The sequence below is a fragment of the Rhodococcus sp. BP-241 genome, assembly GCF_019836145.1.
In the GTDB taxonomy this organism is placed as follows: Bacteria; Actinomycetota; Actinomycetes; order Mycobacteriales; family Mycobacteriaceae; genus Rhodococcoides.
The window spans coordinates 497,438-517,554 of record NZ_JABUEI010000004.1; the positions used below are offsets into that span (position 1 = coordinate 497,438).

At 67.7% G+C, this 20,117-nt stretch carries 21 protein-coding genes; 12 read left to right on the forward strand and 9 right to left on the reverse strand.

Going from position 1 to position 20,117, the window contains the following annotated elements:
* Nucleotides 1-5: 5 nt before the first annotated feature.
* Nucleotides 6-1,343: an amylo-alpha-1,6-glucosidase gene (locus tag HQ308_RS11555; RefSeq protein ID WP_204869410.1), complete on the reverse strand. Its 1,338-nt coding sequence runs from the start codon at nt 1,341-1,343 to the stop codon at nt 6-8.
* A 133-nt stretch (nt 1,344-1,476) separates the two neighbouring features.
* On the opposite strand from HQ308_RS11555, the gene HQ308_RS11560 reads away from it, so the two are divergent.
* Complete coding sequence (locus HQ308_RS11560; RefSeq protein ID WP_222646442.1) at nt 1,477-2,418, forward strand: universal stress protein; 942 nt, start codon at nt 1,477-1,479, stop codon at nt 2,416-2,418.
* A gap of 23 nt (nt 2,419-2,441) precedes the next feature.
* The gene (locus HQ308_RS11565) at nt 2,442-3,872 is read left to right on the forward strand and encodes an amino acid permease (protein WP_222646443.1); all 1,431 of its coding nucleotides are present in this window, start codon (nt 2,442-2,444) and stop codon (nt 3,870-3,872) included.
* Between the two features lie 14 nt (nt 3,873-3,886).
* On the opposite strand, the gene HQ308_RS11570 is transcribed toward HQ308_RS11565, so the two are convergent.
* Genes HQ308_RS11570 through HQ308_RS11580 form a run of 3 tightly spaced genes read right to left on the reverse strand, consistent with a single transcriptional unit; the run spans nt 3,887 to nt 5,851 of the window.
* The gene (locus HQ308_RS11570) at nt 3,887-4,669 is read right to left on the reverse strand and encodes a pirin-like bicupin family protein (protein ID WP_027505989.1); all 783 of its coding nucleotides are present in this window, start codon (nt 4,667-4,669) and stop codon (nt 3,887-3,889) included.
* Between the two features lie 30 nt (nt 4,670-4,699).
* Nucleotides 4,700-5,299, reverse strand: coding sequence for an NAD(P)H:quinone oxidoreductase (gene wrbA, locus HQ308_RS11575; protein WP_027505988.1), 600 nt, complete (start codon nt 5,297-5,299; stop codon nt 4,700-4,702).
* A gap of 45 nt (nt 5,300-5,344) precedes the next feature.
* Nucleotides 5,345-5,851 carry a VOC family protein gene (locus HQ308_RS11580; protein ID WP_027505987.1) on the reverse strand — a complete coding sequence of 169 codons (507 nt, stop codon included), beginning with the start codon at nt 5,849-5,851 and terminating at the stop codon, nt 5,345-5,347.
* 99 nt (nt 5,852-5,950) lie between these two features.
* Between HQ308_RS11580 and HQ308_RS11585 the strand changes: the two genes are divergently transcribed.
* Complete coding sequence (locus tag HQ308_RS11585) at nt 5,951-6,409, forward strand: MarR family winged helix-turn-helix transcriptional regulator (protein WP_027505986.1); 459 nt, start codon at nt 5,951-5,953, stop codon at nt 6,407-6,409.
* Between the two features lie 9 nt (nt 6,410-6,418).
* Nucleotides 6,419-7,090, forward strand: a complete 672-nt coding sequence (locus HQ308_RS11590) for an SDR family oxidoreductase (RefSeq protein ID WP_222646444.1) — start codon at nt 6,419-6,421, stop codon at nt 7,088-7,090.
* A gap of 24 nt (nt 7,091-7,114) precedes the next feature.
* On the opposite strand, the gene HQ308_RS11595 is transcribed toward HQ308_RS11590, so the two are convergent.
* A complete protein-coding gene (locus HQ308_RS11595) occupies nt 7,115-7,501 on the reverse strand; it encodes a universal stress protein (RefSeq protein ID WP_027505984.1) in 387 nt (128 codons plus the stop codon).
* Between the two features lie 177 nt (nt 7,502-7,678).
* Here HQ308_RS11595 and HQ308_RS11600 point away from each other — a divergent pair, with 177 nt between their 5' ends.
* The 4 genes from HQ308_RS11600 (at nt 7,679) to HQ308_RS11615 (ending at nt 11,648) form a co-directional block, all read left to right on the forward strand.
* Complete coding sequence (locus tag HQ308_RS11600; RefSeq protein WP_261775956.1) at nt 7,679-8,662, forward strand: tripartite tricarboxylate transporter substrate binding protein; 984 nt, start codon at nt 7,679-7,681, stop codon at nt 8,660-8,662.
* Nucleotides 8,659-9,207 carry a tripartite tricarboxylate transporter TctB family protein gene (locus HQ308_RS11605; RefSeq protein WP_056440883.1) on the forward strand — a complete coding sequence of 183 codons (549 nt, stop codon included), beginning with the start codon at nt 8,659-8,661 and terminating at the stop codon, nt 9,205-9,207. Before HQ308_RS11600 ends, HQ308_RS11605 begins: the two co-directional genes overlap by 4 nt.
* Nucleotides 9,207-10,712, forward strand: a complete 1,506-nt coding sequence (locus HQ308_RS11610; RefSeq protein ID WP_222646446.1) for a tripartite tricarboxylate transporter permease — start codon at nt 9,207-9,209, stop codon at nt 10,710-10,712. The genes HQ308_RS11605 and HQ308_RS11610 overlap by 1 nt, the downstream gene beginning before the upstream one ends.
* A gap of 141 nt (nt 10,713-10,853) precedes the next feature.
* Nucleotides 10,854-11,648: a DNA/RNA non-specific endonuclease gene (locus HQ308_RS11615; RefSeq protein WP_222646447.1), complete on the forward strand. Its 795-nt coding sequence runs from the start codon at nt 10,854-10,856 to the stop codon at nt 11,646-11,648.
* Nucleotides 11,649-11,659: 11 nt separating this feature from the next.
* On the opposite strand, the gene leuS is transcribed toward HQ308_RS11615, so the two are convergent.
* Entirely contained in the window at nt 11,660-14,515 is a 2,856-nt protein-coding gene (gene leuS / locus HQ308_RS11620) for a leucine--tRNA ligase (RefSeq protein ID WP_222646448.1), read from the reverse strand.
* Between the two features lie 66 nt (nt 14,516-14,581).
* Between leuS and HQ308_RS11625 the strand changes: the two genes are divergently transcribed.
* Nucleotides 14,582-14,995 (forward strand): SdpI family protein, encoded by a 414-nt coding sequence (locus tag HQ308_RS11625; protein ID WP_027505979.1) that lies wholly within the window; start codon nt 14,582-14,584, stop codon nt 14,993-14,995.
* A gap of 1 nt (nt 14,996) precedes the next feature.
* On the forward strand, nt 14,997-15,995 hold the full coding sequence (locus HQ308_RS11630; protein WP_308115758.1) for a bile acid:sodium symporter family protein: 999 nt from the start codon (nt 14,997-14,999) through the stop codon (nt 15,993-15,995).
* Here HQ308_RS11630 and HQ308_RS11635 read toward each other — a convergent pair.
* Together HQ308_RS11635 and HQ308_RS11640 are read right to left on the reverse strand one after the other, a co-directional pair.
* On the reverse strand, nt 15,970-16,371 hold the full coding sequence (locus HQ308_RS11635) for a hypothetical protein (RefSeq protein WP_027505977.1): 402 nt from the start codon (nt 16,369-16,371) through the stop codon (nt 15,970-15,972). The two genes, HQ308_RS11630 and HQ308_RS11635, sit on opposite strands and share 26 nt — an antisense overlap.
* A gap of 82 nt (nt 16,372-16,453) precedes the next feature.
* Entirely contained in the window at nt 16,454-17,347 is an 894-nt protein-coding gene (locus HQ308_RS11640; protein ID WP_204869424.1) for a glucose 1-dehydrogenase, read from the reverse strand.
* 73 nt (nt 17,348-17,420) lie between these two features.
* Between HQ308_RS11640 and HQ308_RS11645 the strand changes: the two genes are divergently transcribed.
* Both HQ308_RS11645 and HQ308_RS11650 read left to right on the forward strand, forming a co-directional pair.
* Nucleotides 17,421-18,050, forward strand: coding sequence for a UdgX family uracil-DNA binding protein (locus HQ308_RS11645; RefSeq protein WP_027505975.1), 630 nt, complete (start codon nt 17,421-17,423; stop codon nt 18,048-18,050).
* A 49-nt stretch (nt 18,051-18,099) separates the two neighbouring features.
* A complete protein-coding gene (locus tag HQ308_RS11650) occupies nt 18,100-19,476 on the forward strand; it encodes a glutamate decarboxylase (protein ID WP_222632460.1) in 1,377 nt (458 codons plus the stop codon).
* Between the two features lie 14 nt (nt 19,477-19,490).
* On the opposite strand, the gene HQ308_RS11655 is transcribed toward HQ308_RS11650, so the two are convergent.
* Nucleotides 19,491-20,096 (reverse strand): YqgE/AlgH family protein, encoded by a 606-nt coding sequence (locus HQ308_RS11655; protein ID WP_027505973.1) that lies wholly within the window; start codon nt 20,094-20,096, stop codon nt 19,491-19,493.
* Nucleotides 20,097-20,117: the final 21 nt, after the last annotated feature.

A 20,117-nucleotide genomic window follows, 5' to 3' on the forward strand; every position in this document is an offset into this window, starting at 1 on the left:
CGCGGTCAGCCCAGCCAGTCGAGCACGCTGGCCGCGGTCCACGATTGCTGCATGCTTCCCAACGGCTCTCCGGTGAACGGCTCGTAGTATTCGGCGAAGCTGCCGTCGCTGGCCTGCCGCAGCCCCTCCTCGCGCAACATCGCCGACCGCTCCGACCACCCGCGTCGAGCGAAGGCCCACGAGAACAGCCACGTCACCACCGGCCACACGGGACCGCGCCAGTATTCGCGAGGTCGGAAGTCCCGCGAGATCGGCGACGTCGACGGGGGAACGGCGTACTTGAAGTCCGGGTGCCCGCAGAAGCGCGGACCCTCGAAGAGTCGCAGCAGCGCCCGCTCGGTGTCACGAGGCAACCCACCGCACAGCAGCGGCGCGAACATCGCCATCGTGTCGGTCTTGATCCACTCCCCGGACCGCACGTCGCGATCCCGAGCCGCGCCGGAACGCGCGTCGGTGGTGGCGACGACGCCGCTCCGGAACCGGTCGGCCCAGGCGCGCAGGTCCCGCACGTCCGCATGAGGCCGGGAATGGTCCTCGCCGATGGTGGCCAGCACGTCACAGGCGACGGCGAAGATCGCGCTGACGAACACGTCCTCCACCGCGAAGCTCATGGCACTGTTCAGCGCGAGATCGTCGTACCGGGCGAGCTTCATCTCCTCGAGCAGCCAGAGATAGCGGTCGTACTCGATGTTGCTCGGGCGCTGCGACGAGTCGGTGACGATGGACGTGTCCTCCCGGATGTACGGCGGCACCGCCCCCGGAATCACCTTCGCGTACGCCGCGTCCCAGCGCGGCGAGTTGTCCATGCCCGATTCCCACCCGTGGTACAGCGTGATGCGCCCCGTGTGGTTCTGATCGCGTGCGTGTGCCAGCCAGCGGTGCCACCGCACCAGATCCGGCCATCGCCGATCGAGGAACTCACCGGCGACCTGCCGCGTGGTCCGCCCACGTCGACGGGCGTGATCGAGAATGCGCTGCACGGCGATCGCGTGCACGGGGGGCTGCGTGATGCCCGAGGTGTGGACGCCGACGGGTGCGTGCGCGGCGAGTTCGTTCACCTGCCAGCGGGCGGGCCCGGGGAAGTATCCGTCGACACCGCTGGCGAAGACGATGTGCGGGATCATGCCGTTGGACCACTGAGCGGACAACAGGGTGTCGAGCTCGACGACGGCCCGCTCGACACTCAACGGGGCGAGCCCGACCGACACGAAGGCGGCGTCCCAGCTCCACATGTGCGGGTACAGACGCGGAGCCGCGCTGGTCATGGTGCCCAGATCGTTGCCGCGCAGGAGGTAGGCGGCCCGTGCTGCGAGCTGAGTCGGGGTGAATCCGGGGGCGGCCATGGGAGACATCATCCGTCGGACGGCGCGATCCTGCAGGACGCGCCGGTGAGTCGGGGTGCGGGCCCGGCGCGTCGGTCGCATACTGAGCCATCGGCGTCGAACGCGCCGGGGCAACTGGTCGGGGGTGGTGGGTGTGTCGACCGCGTCGATGTCCGCGCTGGTCGGGTGGCTGCCGGACGACTCCGGTCACGATGCGCTGGGTCTGGCCGCGCGCATGGCGACCACCGCTCGGGCCGCGGGCGGCGCGATGACGGTCCGCACGTGCACCGTCCTGCCGCGGACGTGGCCGTTCCCGTCGATGGCGCACGTGGACGCGGAGTACCGACGCTGGCTCGAGGAGCGCGGCACGGATGCGGCCGCTCGGGCCGATGCGGCGATGGCGGACCTGCTCACTCCGGCCGATCTGGGATCGCCCTCCGCCTTCTTCGCCGAGAACGCCGCCGAGTCGGCCGCACTCACCGCGGCGTCGGCCACTCACCATGCCGACCTGGTGGTGCTGGGGAGCTCCGACGGTCCCGACGATCGCTTCACGCCGGGGAGCACGAGCGAGACGCTGCTGCACTCGTCGGCTGTTCCGCTGGCACTGGCGCCGCGCGGCGCGCGCCGCCGCACCGACGCCGTCGCCCGCATCTCCTGCGCCTACACCGGGACCCCGGAAGCCAAGGATGCGCTGTACTCCGCGGCGGCTCTCGCGGTGCGCTGGAACATCGCGCTGCGCCTGGTGGCGTTCGCACCACGACGCTCGACGACGTATCCCCCCTTCGGTGGCTACGACGCGGAGGATCTGGTGACGTCGCAGTGGCGCGAGCAGGCCACCGAGATGCTGCACTCCGCGGCGTCGGACGTCACGTCCGCCTACCCGGCCCTGTCCCCTACGTGCGCGGTGGGATCCGGCGGGGACTGGCAGCACGTGGTGGACTCGGTCGAGCTGGGGCCCGAGGACCTGCTGGTGCTCGGTTCGTCCCGCCTCGGACCTCTCGCACGGGTGTTCCTCGGCTCCACCGCGTCGAAGATCCTGCGGCACAGCCCTGTTCCGATTCTGGTCGTTCCCCGTGGAAGCCGATTCGCTCGGTGAACCACGCCGATAGTGGAGGAAACATGAGCGATCCGGGCAACGGTTCGGGATTGCTGCGACGCAAGTCGATCAGCGACATCGCGGCACTGGAAACGACGGGCGAAGGTCGGCTGAAGCGGTCGATCACCACGTTCCAGCTGACGTGCATCGGCGTCGGCTCGACCGTGGGCACCGGCATCTTCTTCATCTTCTCGTCCGCCGTCCCGGTGGCGGGGCCCGCCGTCATCTTCTCGTTCGTCATCGCCGCCGTCACGGCCGGCCTGACGGCGCTCTGCTACGCCGAGCTGGCGTCGTCGATCCCGGCCTCCGGGTCGACCTACACCTACACGTACACCACCATCGGCGAGTTCGTCGCGATCCTCGTCGGCGCCTGCCTCATCCTCGAGTACGGCGTGTCGACGGCCGCGGTGTCGGTGCTGTGGTCCCAGTATCTCAACGACCTGTTGGATCGAACTGTCGGACTACGCATTCCGGACGTGCTGTCGCATGCACCCGGGGACGGCGCCGGCTTCGGCGTCAACCTGCCCGCCATCGTTCTCGTCGCGCTGTGCGCCGTGTTGCTGATCCGCGGAACGAGTGAGTCCGCTCGTGCGAACGCCGTCATGGTCGTCATCAAGATCGGCATCCTCGCGATGTTCGCCATCGTCGGTTTCACCGGATTCAGTCTCGAGAATCTGGAACCGTTCGCCCCGTTCGGAGTCGCCGGTGTCGGTGCGGCGTCCGGCCTGATCTTCTTCTCGTTCATCGGACTCGACGCGGTGTCGACGGCCGGCGAGGAGGTGCACAATCCCAAGCGCACGCTGCCCATCGCGCTCATCAGCGCGCTGGTGGTGGTCACGCTGATCTACCTGTTGGTGACGATGTCGGCGATCGGCGCGCAGAAGTACACCGAGTTCGAGGGCCAGGAGGCCGGTCTCGCCGAGATCCTGCAGTACGTCACAGGATCGAGCTGGCCGTCGATCGTGCTGTCGGCGGGCGCTGTCGTCTCGATCTTCTCGGTCACGCTGGTCACCCTCTACGGGCAGACTCGGATCCTGTTCGCGATGAGCCGCGACGGTCTGATCCCGACGGTGTTCTCGCAGGTGAACCCTCGCAGCCTCGCACCGGTGAAGAACACGATCATCGTGGCGTTCTTCGTGTCCCTGCTCGCGGGTTTCCTGCCGCTGGACTTCCTGGCGGATCTGGTGTCGATGGGCACGCTCGTGGCCTTCATCGTCGTCTCCGCCGGAGTGATCATCCTGCGCCGCCGCGAGCCGAACATCGAGCGCGGCTTCAAGGTTCCGCTGTACCCGGTGCTCCCGATCCTGTCGATCTGCGCATGCCTGTACCTCATCAGCACCCTGCACATCCAGACGTGGATCCTCTTCGCGGTCTGGCTGGCGGCCACGTCGGTGCTCTACTTCACCTACTCGCGACGGCGATCGACCCTGGAGCCGAACAGGCTCCAGGGCTGATCGAAGCGTGACGGTCAGCGACCGATGGTGGCGTGCATCTCCCAGACGATGACCTCGGCTGCGGACGTCGTCGACAGTGTCTGTCCGCCACCGCCCTTGATGCGGACCGCGTCACCCTCGCGCAGCAGGCCCACGCCCTCGAGCGAGGCCTCGCCGCGGGCGACGAAGACGTGCAGGAACGGAGCATCCGGAAGGTCCTGAGCCGGGGTGTCGGAACGCAACCGTGCGACGTGCATCGCGGCGTACTTGTTCTTGATGCGGATCGCCGAGTGGTCCTTGTAGGCGTCCATTCCCGAAGCGACCGGAACCAGCCCGCCCGAGAGCAGTTCGTCGTCGATCTCGAGCTGCTCGTACCCGGGGGTGATGCCGGCCTCGTCGGGCACGACCCACATCTGCACGAAGTGCACCGGGTCCCGATGCTTCTGCGACGGGTTCTCCGTCGACGCGAGACGCCACGAGTCGTTCTTCTCCGAGTGCAGGATTCCCGTGCCGGCGCTCATCCGCTGGGCGAGCCCCGGGTAGATGAGCCCGTTGTGCCCGATGGAGTCCTGGTGCACGAGGGATCCCTGCAGGACCCACGTGACGATCTCCATGTCCCGGTGCGGGTGCGTGTCGAAACCGGTACCCGCGTCCACGATGTCGTCGTTGTTCACCATCAGCACCCCGTGGTGGGTGTTGTCGGGATCGTAGTGATGTCCGAACGAGAACGAATGGTGCGAGTCGAGCCAGCCGATGTTCGTGGCCGGCCGGTCGTCGGCGCGACGGACGTCGAGTTCGGGTGCGGTGGACGTCGTCATGGGGGTCCCTTCTCGGGATGGGAAGTGAGACTACCGAGCGAGCTTGCCCGCGATGGTGACGACGCGGGTGGCGAGATGTCCGAGGGCGGCGCGGGTCGCGTCGTCCAGTTCGTTCTGGTTGTCGGGTCCGGTGACGTGGCCGACGCCGTAGGGGTTGCCGTCGGCGAACTTCAGTCCGTCGGTGTAGCCGGGGGGAACGAGGATGCCGCCGAAGTGCATGAGCGAGGTGTACAGGTTGACGATGGTCGTCTCCTGGCCGCCGTGGGCCGTCTGGCTCGAGGTGAACGCGGCGTAGGCCTTGTCGGCGAGCTTGCCCTGGGCCCACAGGCCACCGAGCGTGTCGAAGAAGGTCTGGAACGGGGACGCGACGCTGCCGAAACGGGTCGGCGAGCCGAAGATGACGCCGTCGGCCCACACGATGTCGTCACCGGTGGCGGCCGGCAGATCCTTGGTGGCCTCGTAGTTGGCAGTCCAGGCGGGGTTCTCGGCAAAGGTGGCCGGGTCACGGGTCTCGGCGATGTGCCGGACGCGCACCTCGGCGCCGGCCGCCTGAGCGGCCTTCTCGAGCTCGGCCGCCATCGTGGTGCCGTGGCCGGTGGAGGAGTAGTAGAGGATCGCGAGCTTCGTCATGAGTGACCTTTCGGAAGAGGGACGTGGTTCGGGGGTGATTCGGACTCAGAGAACGTGGTGGCCGTACATCTCGCCGAGCGGGTCGGCGATGAGTTCGAGGCGTGCACCGTCGGGATCACGGAAGTAGATCGAGACTCCACTGTGCTCCGTGAGCTCGACGCCCGCATCCGTCAGCTTGGTGCGCAGGTGTTCCCAGCGGTCGGGTTCCACGCTGATGGCCACGTGATGCAGTCCGCCGAGCACCTCCTCGTAGGGGCCGACGTCGAGGCCGGGGAAGTCGAAGAAGGCGAGGAGGTTGCTGTTCCCGATGTCGAAGAAGAAGTGCGACGAGCCGGGGTAGTCGCGGTTCTCGATCAACTCGGTCAGTGGGAACTCGAGCACACCCTGGTAGAACAGGATGGTCTGCTCGACGTCGCTGCTGATCAGCGCGGTGTGGTGCAGTCCGCGCGCCGAGGACGTCGGGCGGGACTCCGCAGGCTGCAGGTGCAGGCCCCGCAGTCGGTCGCGCCGGGCCTCGAACTCGTCCGAGCGCTGCTGCTCGTCGGCTGTCATGTTCATCGTCTCCGCCTTCGATCGAATCGTTGCGTTGTCAACTACCGAGAACAGTACCGCACATGGTTGCGCTGTCAACTACTTGGGTAGACTCGTGTCATGACTCAGTGGCTGACCGAGGACGAGCAGCGCGCCTGGCGCTCGTACCTCGACGCGACGCGTCTTCTGATGCAGACGCTCGATCGGCAGCTCACGCGCGATTCCGGGATCTCCTTCACCGACTTCGAGCTGCTCGTCGTGCTCTCGGAGGCACCAGGCCGACAGATGCGGATGCGCGACCTGGCCGATGCGGTGACCACCACCCGCAGTGGCGTGACCCGGGCGATCACCCGACTCGTCGACGCCGGCTGGGTCGTCCGCGTCGAGTGCGAGGACGACCGTCGGGGGATGCTCGCGGAACTCACCGACGCGGGTATGGACAAGCTCGCGGCGTCGAGCCCCGGCCATGTCGGCGCCGTCCGGGCGTCGATGTTCGACGTCCTCACCGACGACGACGTCGCGACCTTCGCGAGGGCGTACTCCGACATGCGGACGCACATCCAGAAGGGCGCCGGATAGCCTCGCTGTATGCCACGCACAGCACTCGTCACCGGAGCCTCCCGCGGACTGGGAGCGGGAATCGCTCGCCTGTTGTCCGCCGATCACGACGTCTGGGTCGGGGGATCGACGGCCGACTCCGTCGCGGGCATCTCCGACGAACTGATCAGCGCGCGGCCGTGGCCCGTCGACCTCACCGACGCAGACGCTCTCGCCGCGGCCACCGCGGACATCACGAGCCTCGACGTCCTGGTGCACAACGCGGGCGTCGCCGATCTCGGCACGGTGGAGACGCTGACGCTCGCGGACTGGCGACACACGTTCGAGGCCAACGTCTTCGCGGTGGCCGAGCTCACCCGCCTCCTGCTGCCCGCGCTCCGAGCAGCCGGCGGCCACGTCGTGTTGATCAACTCGGGCGCCGGCATCAGGGCCAACCCGGGGTGGAGTGCCTACGCCGCGAGCAAGTTCGCGCTGCGGGCCTTCGGCGACGCACTGCGCCTCGAGGAGCCGACCCTGCGCGTGACGTCCGTCCACCCGGGGCGCATCGACACCGACATGCAGCGCGCGATCGTCGCGGGCGAGGGCGACGAGTACGACGCCTCGAAGTACCTCACCGTCGAGACCGTAGCCCGCGCCGTCCGCCAGGCCGTGGACACCCCTGCCGATGCGCATCCCACCGAGATCGTCCTGCGCACACGGTGATCGGGGATCAGGGGCGAGCGTGACTCAGTGCTCGTTCGCCTTGACCACGAGCACGGGGACCGGACTGTCGAGCAACACGCGCTGAACCGTGCTGCCGGTCAGGAACTTTCCGACCGCGCTTCGGCGACGTGATCCGATGATCACCAGCGTGGCACCGACATCCGAGACCAGATCGACGAGAGCCCCCGCCGGATCGCCGCCGTCGGGTTCGACGCGCACCGTGAAGGAGTTCTCTCCCAGCACCTGACGTGCCTGCGCCTCGGCTGCGTCCCGGTGGGCGGTGGTGACCGAATCGGCGTCGATCACCGACAGGACGACGAGATCGGTTCCCCTCAGCGTCGCCTCCGCCTGTCCCTGCACGAGCGCCTCACGGCCTTCGGGTGTCGAATTCATCGCTACTGCAACGGTCATGACGGTGCCTTTCACATCGGGGAGACTCCAGGTTCACCGAGATTCCGTCGCGGCGACGTACGTTTCGCGGTATTCGTCCGTGCACACTATGGCCACAACTCGGATTCCCTGGACTATTCGGACATCCAGAACCTAGCCTCCTGATGTGACCGAAACCACTCATGAGTTGTCGTGCCCATGCAGATCACAGTGAAGCGCGCGCTCGGCACGCTCGCTGTCGTCGCCGTCGTCGCCGTCGCCGGCATCGACGCGGCCGGCAGCGCCAGCGGATCCGACGCCCGCGCCAAGTTGACCCTGATCGCTCCCGCCGCCGCGGGAGGTGGATGGGACCTGGTGGCGCGTGAGTCGCAGCAAGCACTCCGTTCCGACGGCATCGTGAACAACGCCCAGGTGGTGAACGTCCCCGGAGCCGGCGGGACCATCGGGCTCAGTCAGCTCGAGAATCTCACGGGCCAGTCGACCACGGTCATGGTGACCGGCACGGTCATGCTCGGCGGTATCGCGATCAACGATTCCGACATCACCCTGCAGGACACCGTGCCCATCGCCAAGATGGCCGAGGACTTCGAGGTCTTCGTCGTACCGCGAGACTCGCCGTACCAGAACCTCGAGGACTTCATCGCCGCATGGCGGGCCAACCCCGGCGGTCTCCCCATCGGCGGCGGCTCGCTCGGCGGTATCGACCACATCGTCTCCGGCCAGCTGGCACAGCAGGTCGACATCGATCCGGCAGCGATCAACTACATCGCGTTCTCCGGCGGTGGTGAGGTGCTGACCTCGCTGTTGTCCAACACCGTCGGCATCGCCGTCAGCGGATACAACGACTTCCGCGACCAGATCGAATCCGGGAACGTCCGCGCCCTCGCGGTGGCGGCACCCGAGCCCGTCGACGGGATCGACACCCCGACGTTCAAGGAACTCGGGTACGACGTCGACCTGGTCAACTGGCGCGGATTCGTCGCACCTCCCGGCATCTCGGACACCGACAGGCAGACGTTGATCGAGATCGTCACCGAGATGCAGGAGACCGAACAGTGGGACACCGCCATCGAGCGCAACCGGTGGAAGCCGTCCTTCGTCACCGGGGACGACTTCGGTGACTTCCTCGAGATCGAACAGACCCGCATCACCGACATCCTCCGAGAGTTGGGCCTGGTATGAGTGAGAGTGTTTCGACCACGCGGGCGGAAACGCCGCCCGATACCGATCGTGGTTTCCTCCACGGCCGGAGCGGACTGGTGGTGTCGGCGCTTCTCGTCGCCCTCGGCCTGTTCCTGATCTACGGCACCGTCACCATGGACGTACCCGACACCGCGACATCGCCCGGCCCGCAGGTCTTCCCGGCCATCATCGCGGGACTGTGCTTCGTGATCGCCGTGCTCGTCGCGGTTCAACTGCTGCGCACTCCGGACGAGGTCGACCTCGGCGTCGACGAGGCAGGCGAGCCCAACACCGGAACGGTGTCCAACTGGCGTTCCGTCGGCATCACCGTCGGCTCGATCGCCCTGTTCATCGCCCTGCTGAATCCGCTGGGATGGGTTCTCGCCGGTGCGCTGCTGTTCTGGGGCGTCTCGATCGGACTCGGCGGCACCCGGTTCGTCTTCGACGCCGGTGTGGCGCTGGTCATGTCGTCCGTCGTCCAGCTGGTCTTCTCCGGTGGACTCGGGCTCACGCTGCCCGGCGGCATCCTCGCGGCGGTGTTCTGATGGACGCACTCTCCAATCTCATCGACGGCTTCGGCACCGCGCTGACGCCCATGAACATTGTGTGGGTCGTCGTCGGCGCCCTGCTCGGCACCGCGGTGGGTGTCCTCCCCGGACTCGGATCGGCCATGGCTGTCGCCCTGCTCCTGCCCGTGACGTTCACCCTCGAGCCGACCTCGGCGCTCATCATGTTCGCCGGCGTCTACTTCGGCGGCCTGTTCGGTGACTCGATCTCCGGCATCCTCATGAACACCCCCGGAAACAGCACGGCGATCGCGGGAACGTTCGAGGGGCACCGCATGGCGAAGAACGGCCGCGCCCCACAAGCGTTGGCCACCTCCGCCATCGGCGCCTTCATCGGCGGCATCATCGCCACCACCCTCGTGGTGTTCTTCGCCCCGACGCTCGCCGACCTGGCCACGAACTTCGGACCCGCGGAGTACTTCGCCCTGGCGGTGTTCGCCTTCATCGCGACGTCCGCAGTCGTGTCCGACTCCGTCCTCAAGGGTCTGAGCGCACTGCTGATCGGCCTGACACTCGCCGTCATCGGTATCGACGGACCCTCCGGCGCATCACGGTTCACGTTCGAGGTACCGGCACTGTTCGACGGCATCTCCGTGGTGGTCATCACCGTCGCGATGCTCGCCCTCGGCGAGGTCATCTTCATCGCCTCGAAGATCGGCAAGCCCGACGACACCACGCTGATCCCGTCGAAGGGTCGACCCTTCCTGAGCAAGGCAGAGTTCCGCGAAGCGATGCCTGCATGGTTGCGCGGCACCGCATTCGGCGTCCCCTTCGGCGTCATTCCCGCCGGCGGCGCCGAGGTGCCGAGCTTCCTGGCCTACGGCACCGAGCGCCGGTTGGACCGACGCAGCAAGAACCCGATGTTCGGCAAGGGCGCGATCCGCGGTGTCGCCGGACCGGAAGCCGCCGGCAACTCCACCGCCGGTACCGCGATGGGTGCACTTCTCGCTCTCGGGCTCCCCACGTCGGCGACGGCAGCGATCCTGCTCGCAGCGTTCCAGCAGTACGGGATCCAACCGGGACCGTTGCTGTTCGAGCGCAACGGTGAGGTCGTCTGGGCACTGCTCGCCAGCCTCTTCGTCGGCATGGTGGTCCTGTTGATCCTGAATCTGCCGTTCGCCCCCCTGTGGGCGCAGCTGCTCAAGATCCCCAAGAACTACCTGTACGCCGGCATCACCGTGTTCGCCTCGCTCGGCGTCTACGCGGTGAGCGCCTCGATCGTGGACCTCATCGCCATGCTCGGACTCGGCATCATCGGATTCATGCTGCGCCGTTTCGGAATCCCGTTGGCGCCGGTGCTCATCGCCGTCATCCTGGGACCGCTCGCCGAGGATTCGCTGCGACGAGCCCTGGCCGTCAGTGAAGGGGACGTCTCCGTCCTCGTCGGCAGTGGCATCACCGTCGTGCTGTACACGCTGATGGTCATCGCGGTGGTCTTCTCCATCGTGACGAAGGTGCGGTCGCGGGCGAAGGTGGACTTCTAGAGCACCCCGCTTCACCCCTCACCCCTCGCGAGTACGTCGACAGTGTCGTGATCCAGCTGCTGATCACGACAGTCAGGACGTACTCGCGGGGGGTTCGTGGGTGTTCACCCCCGTGTCACCCCACCGTGGCTGAATGACGGCATGGGATACGACGAGACCTTCCTGTCCACCACCCCGCTGCCGCTCCCCGCCCGGCCGGACCTGACCGTCCTGACCTACACGCACTTCTCCGTGTCGATGGACACCGAACGGCGCCTCGCCGCCGTGACCGCGGTGAACATCGACGGCGGCGCGTTGCAGGAGGTGGACCGCGGCGACGACTGGCGCCTCGATCCGCGACTGCCGGCGACCGCGCAGGCGGGCCCGGAGCTGTACGCGAACAACGACATCGACCGTGGGCACCTCGTACGACGACGCGACCCGGTGTGGGGTTCGCGTGACGTCGCCGAGCAGGCCAACGAGGACACGTTCCACTACACGGTGTGCGGACCGCAGACGGCCACGCTGAACCAGTCCAAGACTCTCTGGCTCGGCCTCGAGGACTACGTACTCGAGCACGCGCGGACGTACGGGCAGACGATCTCCGTCTTCAGCGGTTGCGTGTTCGCCGAGGACGATCCCGTCTACCGCGGTGTCGCGATCCCGCGGCGCTTCTTCAAGATCGCGGCCTGGTGGCAGAACGACGTGCTCGCCGCGACCGGCTACGTGCTCGACCAGTCGGAGTCGCTGGCACCCATTCTCGAACGCGGCGTCCTGGCGAGCGACATCCCTCCGCTCGGGGCGTACCGCACGTATCAGGTGCCGATCACCGACATCGCCGCTGCGACCAGCCTGGCGATGGCCGAGCTGACGGCGGCCGATCGCCTCGCCCTGGTTCCCGGCGTCCGGCCCGTCGAATGGCGCGAGATCGAGGGAGCCGACGACCTGGTGTGGTGAGGTCGGTCGAGCTACAGAACGATGTTCACCATTCTGCCCGGCACGACGATGACCTTCTTCGGATCCTTGCCGTCGAGAAGCGCGACGATCTTCTCGTCGGCCAGGGCCACCGCCTGCACGTCCTCGCGGGACGCGTCGGCCGCCACCGTGATACGACTGCGCACCTTGCCGTTGACCTGGATCGGGTAGTCCACCGTGTCGTCCACGAGCCACTTCTCGTCGACCGTGGGGAAGGGACCGTGAGCCAGTGACTCGCTGTGTCCCAACGTGTTCCACAGTTCCTCGGCGATGTGTGGTGCGAGAGGAGCCAGCATCAGCACCAACGGCTCGACGGCGTCCCGAGGTGCGCCCTGCGGGTACTCCTTCGTGAGGTGGTTGGTGTACTCGATGAGTTTCGCGCCGGCCGTGTTGTCGCGCAGCGCAGCGTAGTCCGCGTCGACACCCTCGACGGTCCGGTTGAGTGCCTTCAGCGTGGCGTCGCTCGGCGTCGCGTCGGTGGTCCGGACAGCGCCGGTCTCCTCGTCGACCACCAGACGCCAGACGCGCTGCAGGAAGCGGTGCGCGCCGACGACGTCCTTGGTCGCCCACGGCCGGGACGTGTCCAGCGGACCCATCGACATCTCGTACATGCGCAGGGTGTCCGCGCCGTACTCGGTGAAGATCTCGTCGGGGGAGACGGAGTTCTTCAGGGACTTGCCCATCTTCCCGTACTCACGAGTGACGGGCTGCCCGTCGTGGAAGTACCCGCCGTCGCGCTCCTCCACCTCGTCGGCCGCGACGTAGACGCCGCGCGCGTCGGTGAACGCGTACGCCTGGATGTACCCCTGGTTGTACAGGCGGCGGTACGGCTCCTTCGAGCTGACGTGCCCCAGGTCGAACAGCACCTTGTGCCAGAACCGCGCGTACAGCAGGTGCAGCACAGCGTGTTCCACGCCGCCGACGTAGAGGTCGAGGCCGCCGGGGTCGTTCTCGCCGTGAACGTCGGGGCGCGGTCCCATCCAGTACGCCTCGTTCTCCGGAGCGCACATCTGCTCGGAGTTGGTCGGATCGATGTAGCGCAGCTGGTACCACGAGCTACCGGCCCACTGCGGCATGACATTGGTGTCGCGCGTGTACGTCTGCAGCCCGTCGCCCAGGTCGAGCTCGACGTTCACCCAGTCGGTCGCCTTCGCCAACGGGGGAGACGGCTCACTGTTCGCGTCGTCCGGGTCGAACGACACGGGTGCGTAGTCCTCCACCTCCGGAAGTTCCACCGGCAGAGCAGAATCCGGCAACGGGTGCGCCTTGCCGTCCGCGTCGTACACCACCGGGAAGGGCTCGCCCCAGTACCGCTGACGGGCGAACAGCCAGTCGCGCAGCTTGTACTGGATGGTGCCCCTGCCGCGGCCCTCGGACTCGAGGTGCTCGATGACACGCGCCTTGGCCGCGTCGACGGTGAGGCCGTCCAGGAAATCGGAGTTGATCAGCTCGCCGTCGCCGGTCCACGCGGACTCGTCGACAGCGCCACCCGAGATCACCTGCACCACAGGCAGTCCGAACTTCGTGGCGAACTCCCAGTCACGCTGGTCGTGACCCGGGACGGCCATGATGGCACCGGTGCCGTAGCCGGTCAGGACGTAGTCGGCGATGAAGATCGGCACCGACGCGCCGTTGACGGGGTTGACGGCGAAGGCGCCGGTGAACACACCGGTCTTCTCCTTGTTCTCCTGGCGCTCGAGGTCCGACTTGGCTGCGATCGCACGACGGTAAGCACCGACCGCGAGCACGGGAGTTCCCTCACCGTGCGTCCAGCGCTCGTCGGTGTCCGTCGGCCATGCCGCCGCCGTGATGTCGTCCACCAGCGGGTGTTCGGGTGCCAGCACCACGTAGGTGGCGCCGAAGAGCGTGTCGGGGCGGGTGGTGAACACGTCGATGTCGGCGGTGCCGGACCCGTGCGGCAGACCGGCGACGAACGTCACCTCGGCGCCGCGGGAGCGCCCGATCCAGTTGCGCTGCATCGTCTTGACCTTGTCCGGCCAATCCAGCAGATCCAGGTCGTCGATCAACCGGTCGGAGTACGCGGTGATCCGCATCATCCACTGGCGCAGGTTCTTCCGGAACACCGGGAAATTGCCGCGGTCGCTGCGACCGTCGGCGGTGACCTCCTCGTTGGCCAGCACGGTGCCCAGACCGGGGCACCAGTTGACCAGCGAGTTGGACTGGTAGACCAGACGATGACCGTCGATGACGTCGCGACGCTCGGAGACCGAGAGATCGGCCCACGCACGCCCGTCGTCCAGAGTCCGAGCACCGGAGGTGAATTCCTCCTCGAGCTCGACGATCCGTCGTGCTTTACCGGCCTCGGTGTCGTACCAGGAATCGAAGATCTGCAGGAAGATCCACTGCGTCCAGTGATAGAAGTCGACGTCCGTCGTGGCGAGCGAGCGGCGGGTGTCGTGACCGAGTCCCAGCCGCCCCAGCTGCCGGCGCATGTTGGCGATGTTCGCCTCGGTGGTGGTGCGCGGGTGCGTGCCCGTCTGCACCGCGTACTGCTCGGCGGGCAGGCCGAAGGCGTCGTAACCCAGCGTGTGCAGCACGTTGCGGCCCTGCATGCGGTGGTAGCGGGCGAACACGTCCGTCGCGATGTAACCGAGCGGGTGGCCGACGTGCAGACCGCTGCCGGACGGGTACGGGAACATGTCCTGCACGAACAACTTGTCGGTCGGAACCGGATCGCCGGTGCTGAGCTCGCCCACCGGATTGGGTGCGTCGAACGTGCCCTCGGCGGCCCACCGCTCCTGCCAGCGCGACTCGAGGGAACCCGCCAGATCCGCCGTGTAGCGGTGGCCGGGGGTCGTGTCGGGGGAGATGTCGCCGTGTTCACTCACCCGACCAGCGTAAAGCGTGACGATCCGCACGCGGACGCCCGGCCACGACGCCGTAAAGTGGTGCTCGTGATTGTCGTGTCCGTGATCCTTCTGCTCGTACTCCTCGTCGGCGCCGTGGCGCTGGGCGCGGTGGCGTTCCTCGGTCTGACCGGCCGCTTGAAGCGCAACTCCGTCGCCGGAGTCCGAACGGAAGCGAGCATGCGCTCGGACGAGACGTTCACCGTCGCCAACCGAGTCGCCGGCCCGACGACGGCCGCCGCCGCGGTCTTCCTGCTGGTCGGCGCAGTGGCGACTCTCGCGCCGGGCGGCATCTTCGGCGTGGTCGCCGCTGTGCTGACCACCGTCGCCGCGCTCGTCACCGCTGCGTACGGCGGTGCCATGGGCACCCGCGCCGCGGCCGCAGTGCCGGTCGAGGAGACCGGTGGATGCGGCCACAGCTGCATCTCGTGCAGCCTCAAGGACGCGTGCCAGCCGTCCTGACGTGGCGTTCTCCCTGACAGGCACCATCAGAGCGCTCGACGGCTTCGTCCTCGCGATCTTCGCTGCTGCCATCGCGGCCACCGTGTTCCCGGTCTCCGGCACCGCAGCGGACGTCCTGTCGTGGGTCACCACGATCGGCATCGCCCTGCTGTTCTTCCTGTACGGAATCAGACTGTCTCCGCGTGACGCCATGGACGGAGTCCGGCACTGGCGACTGCACGGGGTCGTTCTGGCCTGCACGTACCTGCTGTTCCCGGTCCTCGGGCTCGGAGTACGGGTGCTCGCGCCGGGGCTGCTGACCGACGACCTCTACACCGGGATGCTCTACCTCTGCCTCGTTCCGTCCACGATCCAGTCGTCGATCGCCTTCACCTCGATCGCCCGCGGCAACGTCGCCGGCGCCGTCGTCAGCGCGTCGCTGTCCAACATCATCGGAGTGTTCGCGACGCCGCTGCTGGTGGTCCTGCTGATGAGCACGACCGGCGGAGCGAGCATCGATGCCGGATCGATCGTCGACATCATGCTCCAACTCCTGCTGCCGTTCGTGGCCGGACAGTGCGCGAGGCGATGGCTCGCAGGACGGGTGGCGCGGCACCGGTCCACCACGCTGCTCGTCGACCGCGGATCGATCCTCCTGATCGTCTACGCCGCGTTCAGCGCGTCGCGCGTCGACGGAGTCTGGGCTGCCACCACGCCGTGGCAGATCGTGGCGGTGGTACTCCTGTGCGGCGCCCTGCTCGTTATCGTCCTCGCCGCGACTGCCGGGATCGCGCGCGCGCTCCGCATGACGCGTGACGACCGCATCGTCGTGGTGTTCTGTGGCTCGAAGAAGAGCCTGGCCAGCGGCATCGCGATCGCCTCCGTGCTCTTCGTCGGGCAACCCGTGGGAGTGATCGTGCTTCCCCTGCTGATCTTCCACCAGATCCAACTCGTGGTGTGCGCAGTCCTGGCGGGCCGCTACGAGCGCGAGGCGATCAGGGACGCTGCATCGACTTCCTGATCTCGTCGAGGCGCGCCTTGCCGGCCCGCTCCCGCTCGGCGAACTTCTCCGCCTCGGTGCGTCCGACCGCGCTCTCGGCGTCCAGCTCGGTGGAACCCACCGCGCGCCCCGAACGCCCGTCGATGCGTTCGCGCACCGCGTCGAAGGTGGGCACTCCGGCGTCGGTGAACCCCGGGTCCGTCGGAACCTGGGGGATGTCGGTCACCGACGGCGTGCGCGGCACGATGTCGGGATCGACGGACGCTTCCGGGGTGAGGCCCAGCGCGGCGTCGTACACCGCCCGCAGCGCCGGGCGAGCACTCGTGAGTGCGACGACGAGATCGAGTACCTCCGCATCGGGCAACGACGCGGCCTGGTCGGACGAGAAGTCGGTCATGTCACCAGGGTAGGCCTGAGGGCTCCGGAGATCGTGGACTCCCGACCCCGGAATGCGGGGCCGGAAGTCCACGATCGGGCGACTACGGCGTCGGCATGCCGCCGTTGACGTTCAGCGTGTCGCCGGTGACGTACCCGGACTCGGCCGACGAGAGGTACACGTAGGCACCGGCCAACTCGGCGGGCTGACCCGCACGACCGAGCGGCGTCTCCTGGCCGAACTCGGGCAGCGCCGACGTGGGCTGTCCACCGGACGCCTGCAGGGGCGTCCAGAACGGGCCGGGAGCAACGACGTTGACGCGGATCCCACGAGGAGCGAGTTGCTGCGCCAGCGCCTTGCTCATCGTGTTGATCGCCATCTTGGTCGTCGCGTAGTCCACGAGTCCCGGTGACGGCGTGTACGCCTGGATCGAACTGGTGTTGACGATGGTCGATCCTGCCGGCATGTGCGGAACCGCTTCCTGGATGATCCAGAACAGCGCGTACACGTTGGTCTTGAACGTGGCGTCGAACTGCTCCGGGCTCAGATCCTCGAGCTTCTCGACGTACTGCTGCTTGCCGGCGACGTTCACGAGAAGGTCTATGCCACCGAACTTCTCGACGGTGGTGCGCACGATGCCGCGAGCCGCGGACTCGTCCGTGAGGTCGGCGGGAGCGAGTACCGCGGTCCTCCCGGCGGTGCGCACCAGGTCGGCCACCTCCTGCGCGTCCTTCTCCTCCGACGGCAGGTAGTTGAGAACGACGTCGGCGCCCTCGCGGGCCAGCGCGATGGCGACGGCGCGGCCGATGCCGCTGTCCGCACCGGTGACCAGTGCCTTGCGCCCGGTCAGCCGGCCGGTGCCGCGGTAGCTGCCCTCACCGTGGTCGGCCTTGGGCTCGAGTTCCGCGGCGAGGCCCGGCGGATCCTGGTGCTGCTCGGGGTACCCGTCCTGTCGGTACTGGGTGACGGGATCGGTGAACGTGTACTGGTCGGTCATCGCCGTGGCATGCCCCGGCCGTGGGGGGTGCCAAACAGGTGTCACCGGGTCCGTGGCGGGTACCACCGAAGACATGGCCCCGAAGTTTCCCGGCGCAGGCACCTTCGTGCCCGAGTCCGACGATCTCCGCGTTCTCGCCGACGCCGCCCGCAGTTGCCGGGGATGCGACCTGTGGGAGCCCGCGGAGAACACGGTGTTCGGAGCCGGTACCCCGTCCGCTCGCATGATGCTCATCGGCGAGCAACCGGGGGATCAGGAGGATCGACGGGCACAGCCCTTCGTCGGCCCGGCGGGTGCGCTCCTGAATCGTGCTCTGGCGCAGGCGGACATCGACCGGGAGCTGACCTACGTCACCAACGCGGTCAAGCACTTCAAATTCACGCGTGCCGACCGCGGCCCGCGGCGCATCCACAAGAAGCCGCTGCGCTCGGAGGTCGTCGCGTGTCACCCGTGGCTCGAGGCGGAGATCCGCGCCGTCGACCCGTCCGTCGTGGTCCTCCTCGGCGCGACGGCGGCACAGGCGATGCTGGGGACCTCGTTCCGGATCGGTGTCGACCGGGGGCGCGTCCTCGAGGTGGGCGAGGCGAGAGCTGTTGCCACCGCGCACCCGTCGGCCGTCCTCCGAGCGCCGGACGACGAACGCGATGCCGCGTTCGACGCACTCGTCGCCGATCTGCGAGTGGCCGCATCACTTCTGGAATGACACCGGAAGTTCACAGGCACCGCCCCGGTCACCGCAGTAGCGTGGCGTCGTGACGAGAATCCCGCGCGACGGAACGATCTCTCCTGCCTACACCGGGCGCTTGGCCAACGATCCCGTTCCGGCGCTGCGACTGCCGGACGACCGCATGGATCCCGACGTCACCTACCGCTTCATCCACGACGAGCTGATGCTCGACGGCAGTTCCCGCCTCAACCTCGCCACGTTCGTCACCACGTGGATGGAGCCCGAGGCCGAGAAGCTGATGGCCGAGACGTTCGACAAGAACATGATCGACAAGGACGAGTACCCGGCCACCGCGGCGATCGAGGAGCGGTGCGTCAACATGGTGGCGGATCTCTGGAACGCGCCCGGGCTCGACCCGACCGATCCGTCCAGCGCGACGGGCGTCTCGACGATCGGTTCGTCCGAGGCCGTCATGCTCGCCGGTCTGGCACTGAAATGGCGGTGGCGCGCACGTCGGACCGCGGCCGGTGCGGACACCGGTCGGCCCAACCTCGTGTTGGGGACGAACGTCCAGGTAGTCTGGGAGAAGTTCTGTCGCTACTTCGACGTGGAGCCGAAGTACCTCGACATGGAGCCGGGCCGCTACGTCGTCACGGCCGACCAGGTGCGCGACGCCGTCGACGAGAACACCATCGGCGTGCTCGCGATCCTCGGGACCACGTTCACCGGCGAACTCGAACCGGTCGAGGAGATCTCGGCCGTGCTCGACGAGATCGCCGCGGCCGGCGGGCCGGACGTCCCCATCCACGTGGACGGTGCCAGCGGCGGTTTCGTGGTCCCGTTCCTGAACCCGGATCTGGTGTGGGACTTCCGGTTGCCGCGCGTGAAGTCCGTCAACGCCAGTGGTCACAAGTACGGACTGACCTACCCCGGCCTGGGATTCGTCGTGTGGCGCGAGAAGGAGGACCTCCCCGAGGACCTCGTGTTCCGCGTCAACTACCTCGGCGGTGACATGCCGACGTTCACCCTGAACTTCTCACGCCCGGGCAATCAGGTGATCGGTCAGTACTACAACTTCCTCCGCCTCGGCCGCGCCGGCTACACGGATGTCATGACCTCGCTGCGCTCGACCGCGACCCGCGTCGCCGACCACCTGCGCGAGCACGGCGACGTCGACGTCATCTCCGACGGGTCCGACATCCCGGTGGTGGCATTCGCGCTGCGGGAGAACTGCGGCTTCACCGTCTTCGACGTCTCTCACGAACTCCGCGCCCGCGGGTGGCAGGTTCCCGCGTACACCATGCCGGCCCGTGCCGAGTCGGTCTCGGTCCTGAGAATCGTTGTGCGAGAGGGCTTCTCGGCAGACCTGGGTAGGATGCTGTGCGAAGCGATCGACGCCGTCCTGGCGTCGCTCTCCACCGACGGCGACGGGCACTCGCACGCTCGGCACTTCGCCCACTGACGAGAACTTCGGTCTCAGTTCCGGTCGACGTCGATCGGGTGGGTCGCCAGCATCGCCAGCGGCAGCGGCTGACGGCGCAACACCTGCGCCCACAGATCGACGCGCGGCGGGCCCACGACGTCGGACGGCAGCGCGGACACCACCATCCAGTCGTCCCGCTCGAGTTCTCCCTCGAGCTGTCCGAGCGTCCATCCCGAGTAGCCGGCGAAGATGCGCATGCCCTCCACCAGCGGGGCGATCGCAGCCGGGTCGGAGTCCAGGTCGACCATCACGACACGGCCGTCCACTCGACGGATGCCCCGCACGTCGTCGACGTCCACGCCGGACCGCAGCGTGGCCAGACACAGTGCGGAGTCGCGTTTGACGGGTCCGCCCACGTAGAGCGCTTTCGGGGACGCCGCGAGATCCGACCACTGCGGGAGCACGTTGTGCACAGCGGTCTCGCTCGGCCGATTGATGACGACGCCCAGGCTGCCGGCGTCGTTGTGCTCGATGATGTAGACCACGGTGCGACGGAACGTCGGTTCGACGAGTTCCGTGGACGAGACCAGCAGCGATCCCGGCCGCACCACCTGATCGGCCGACGCGGTCCGGTCCTCCGGTTCTTCTGCGTGTGCCACCTCCTCATCATGGCACCGGCA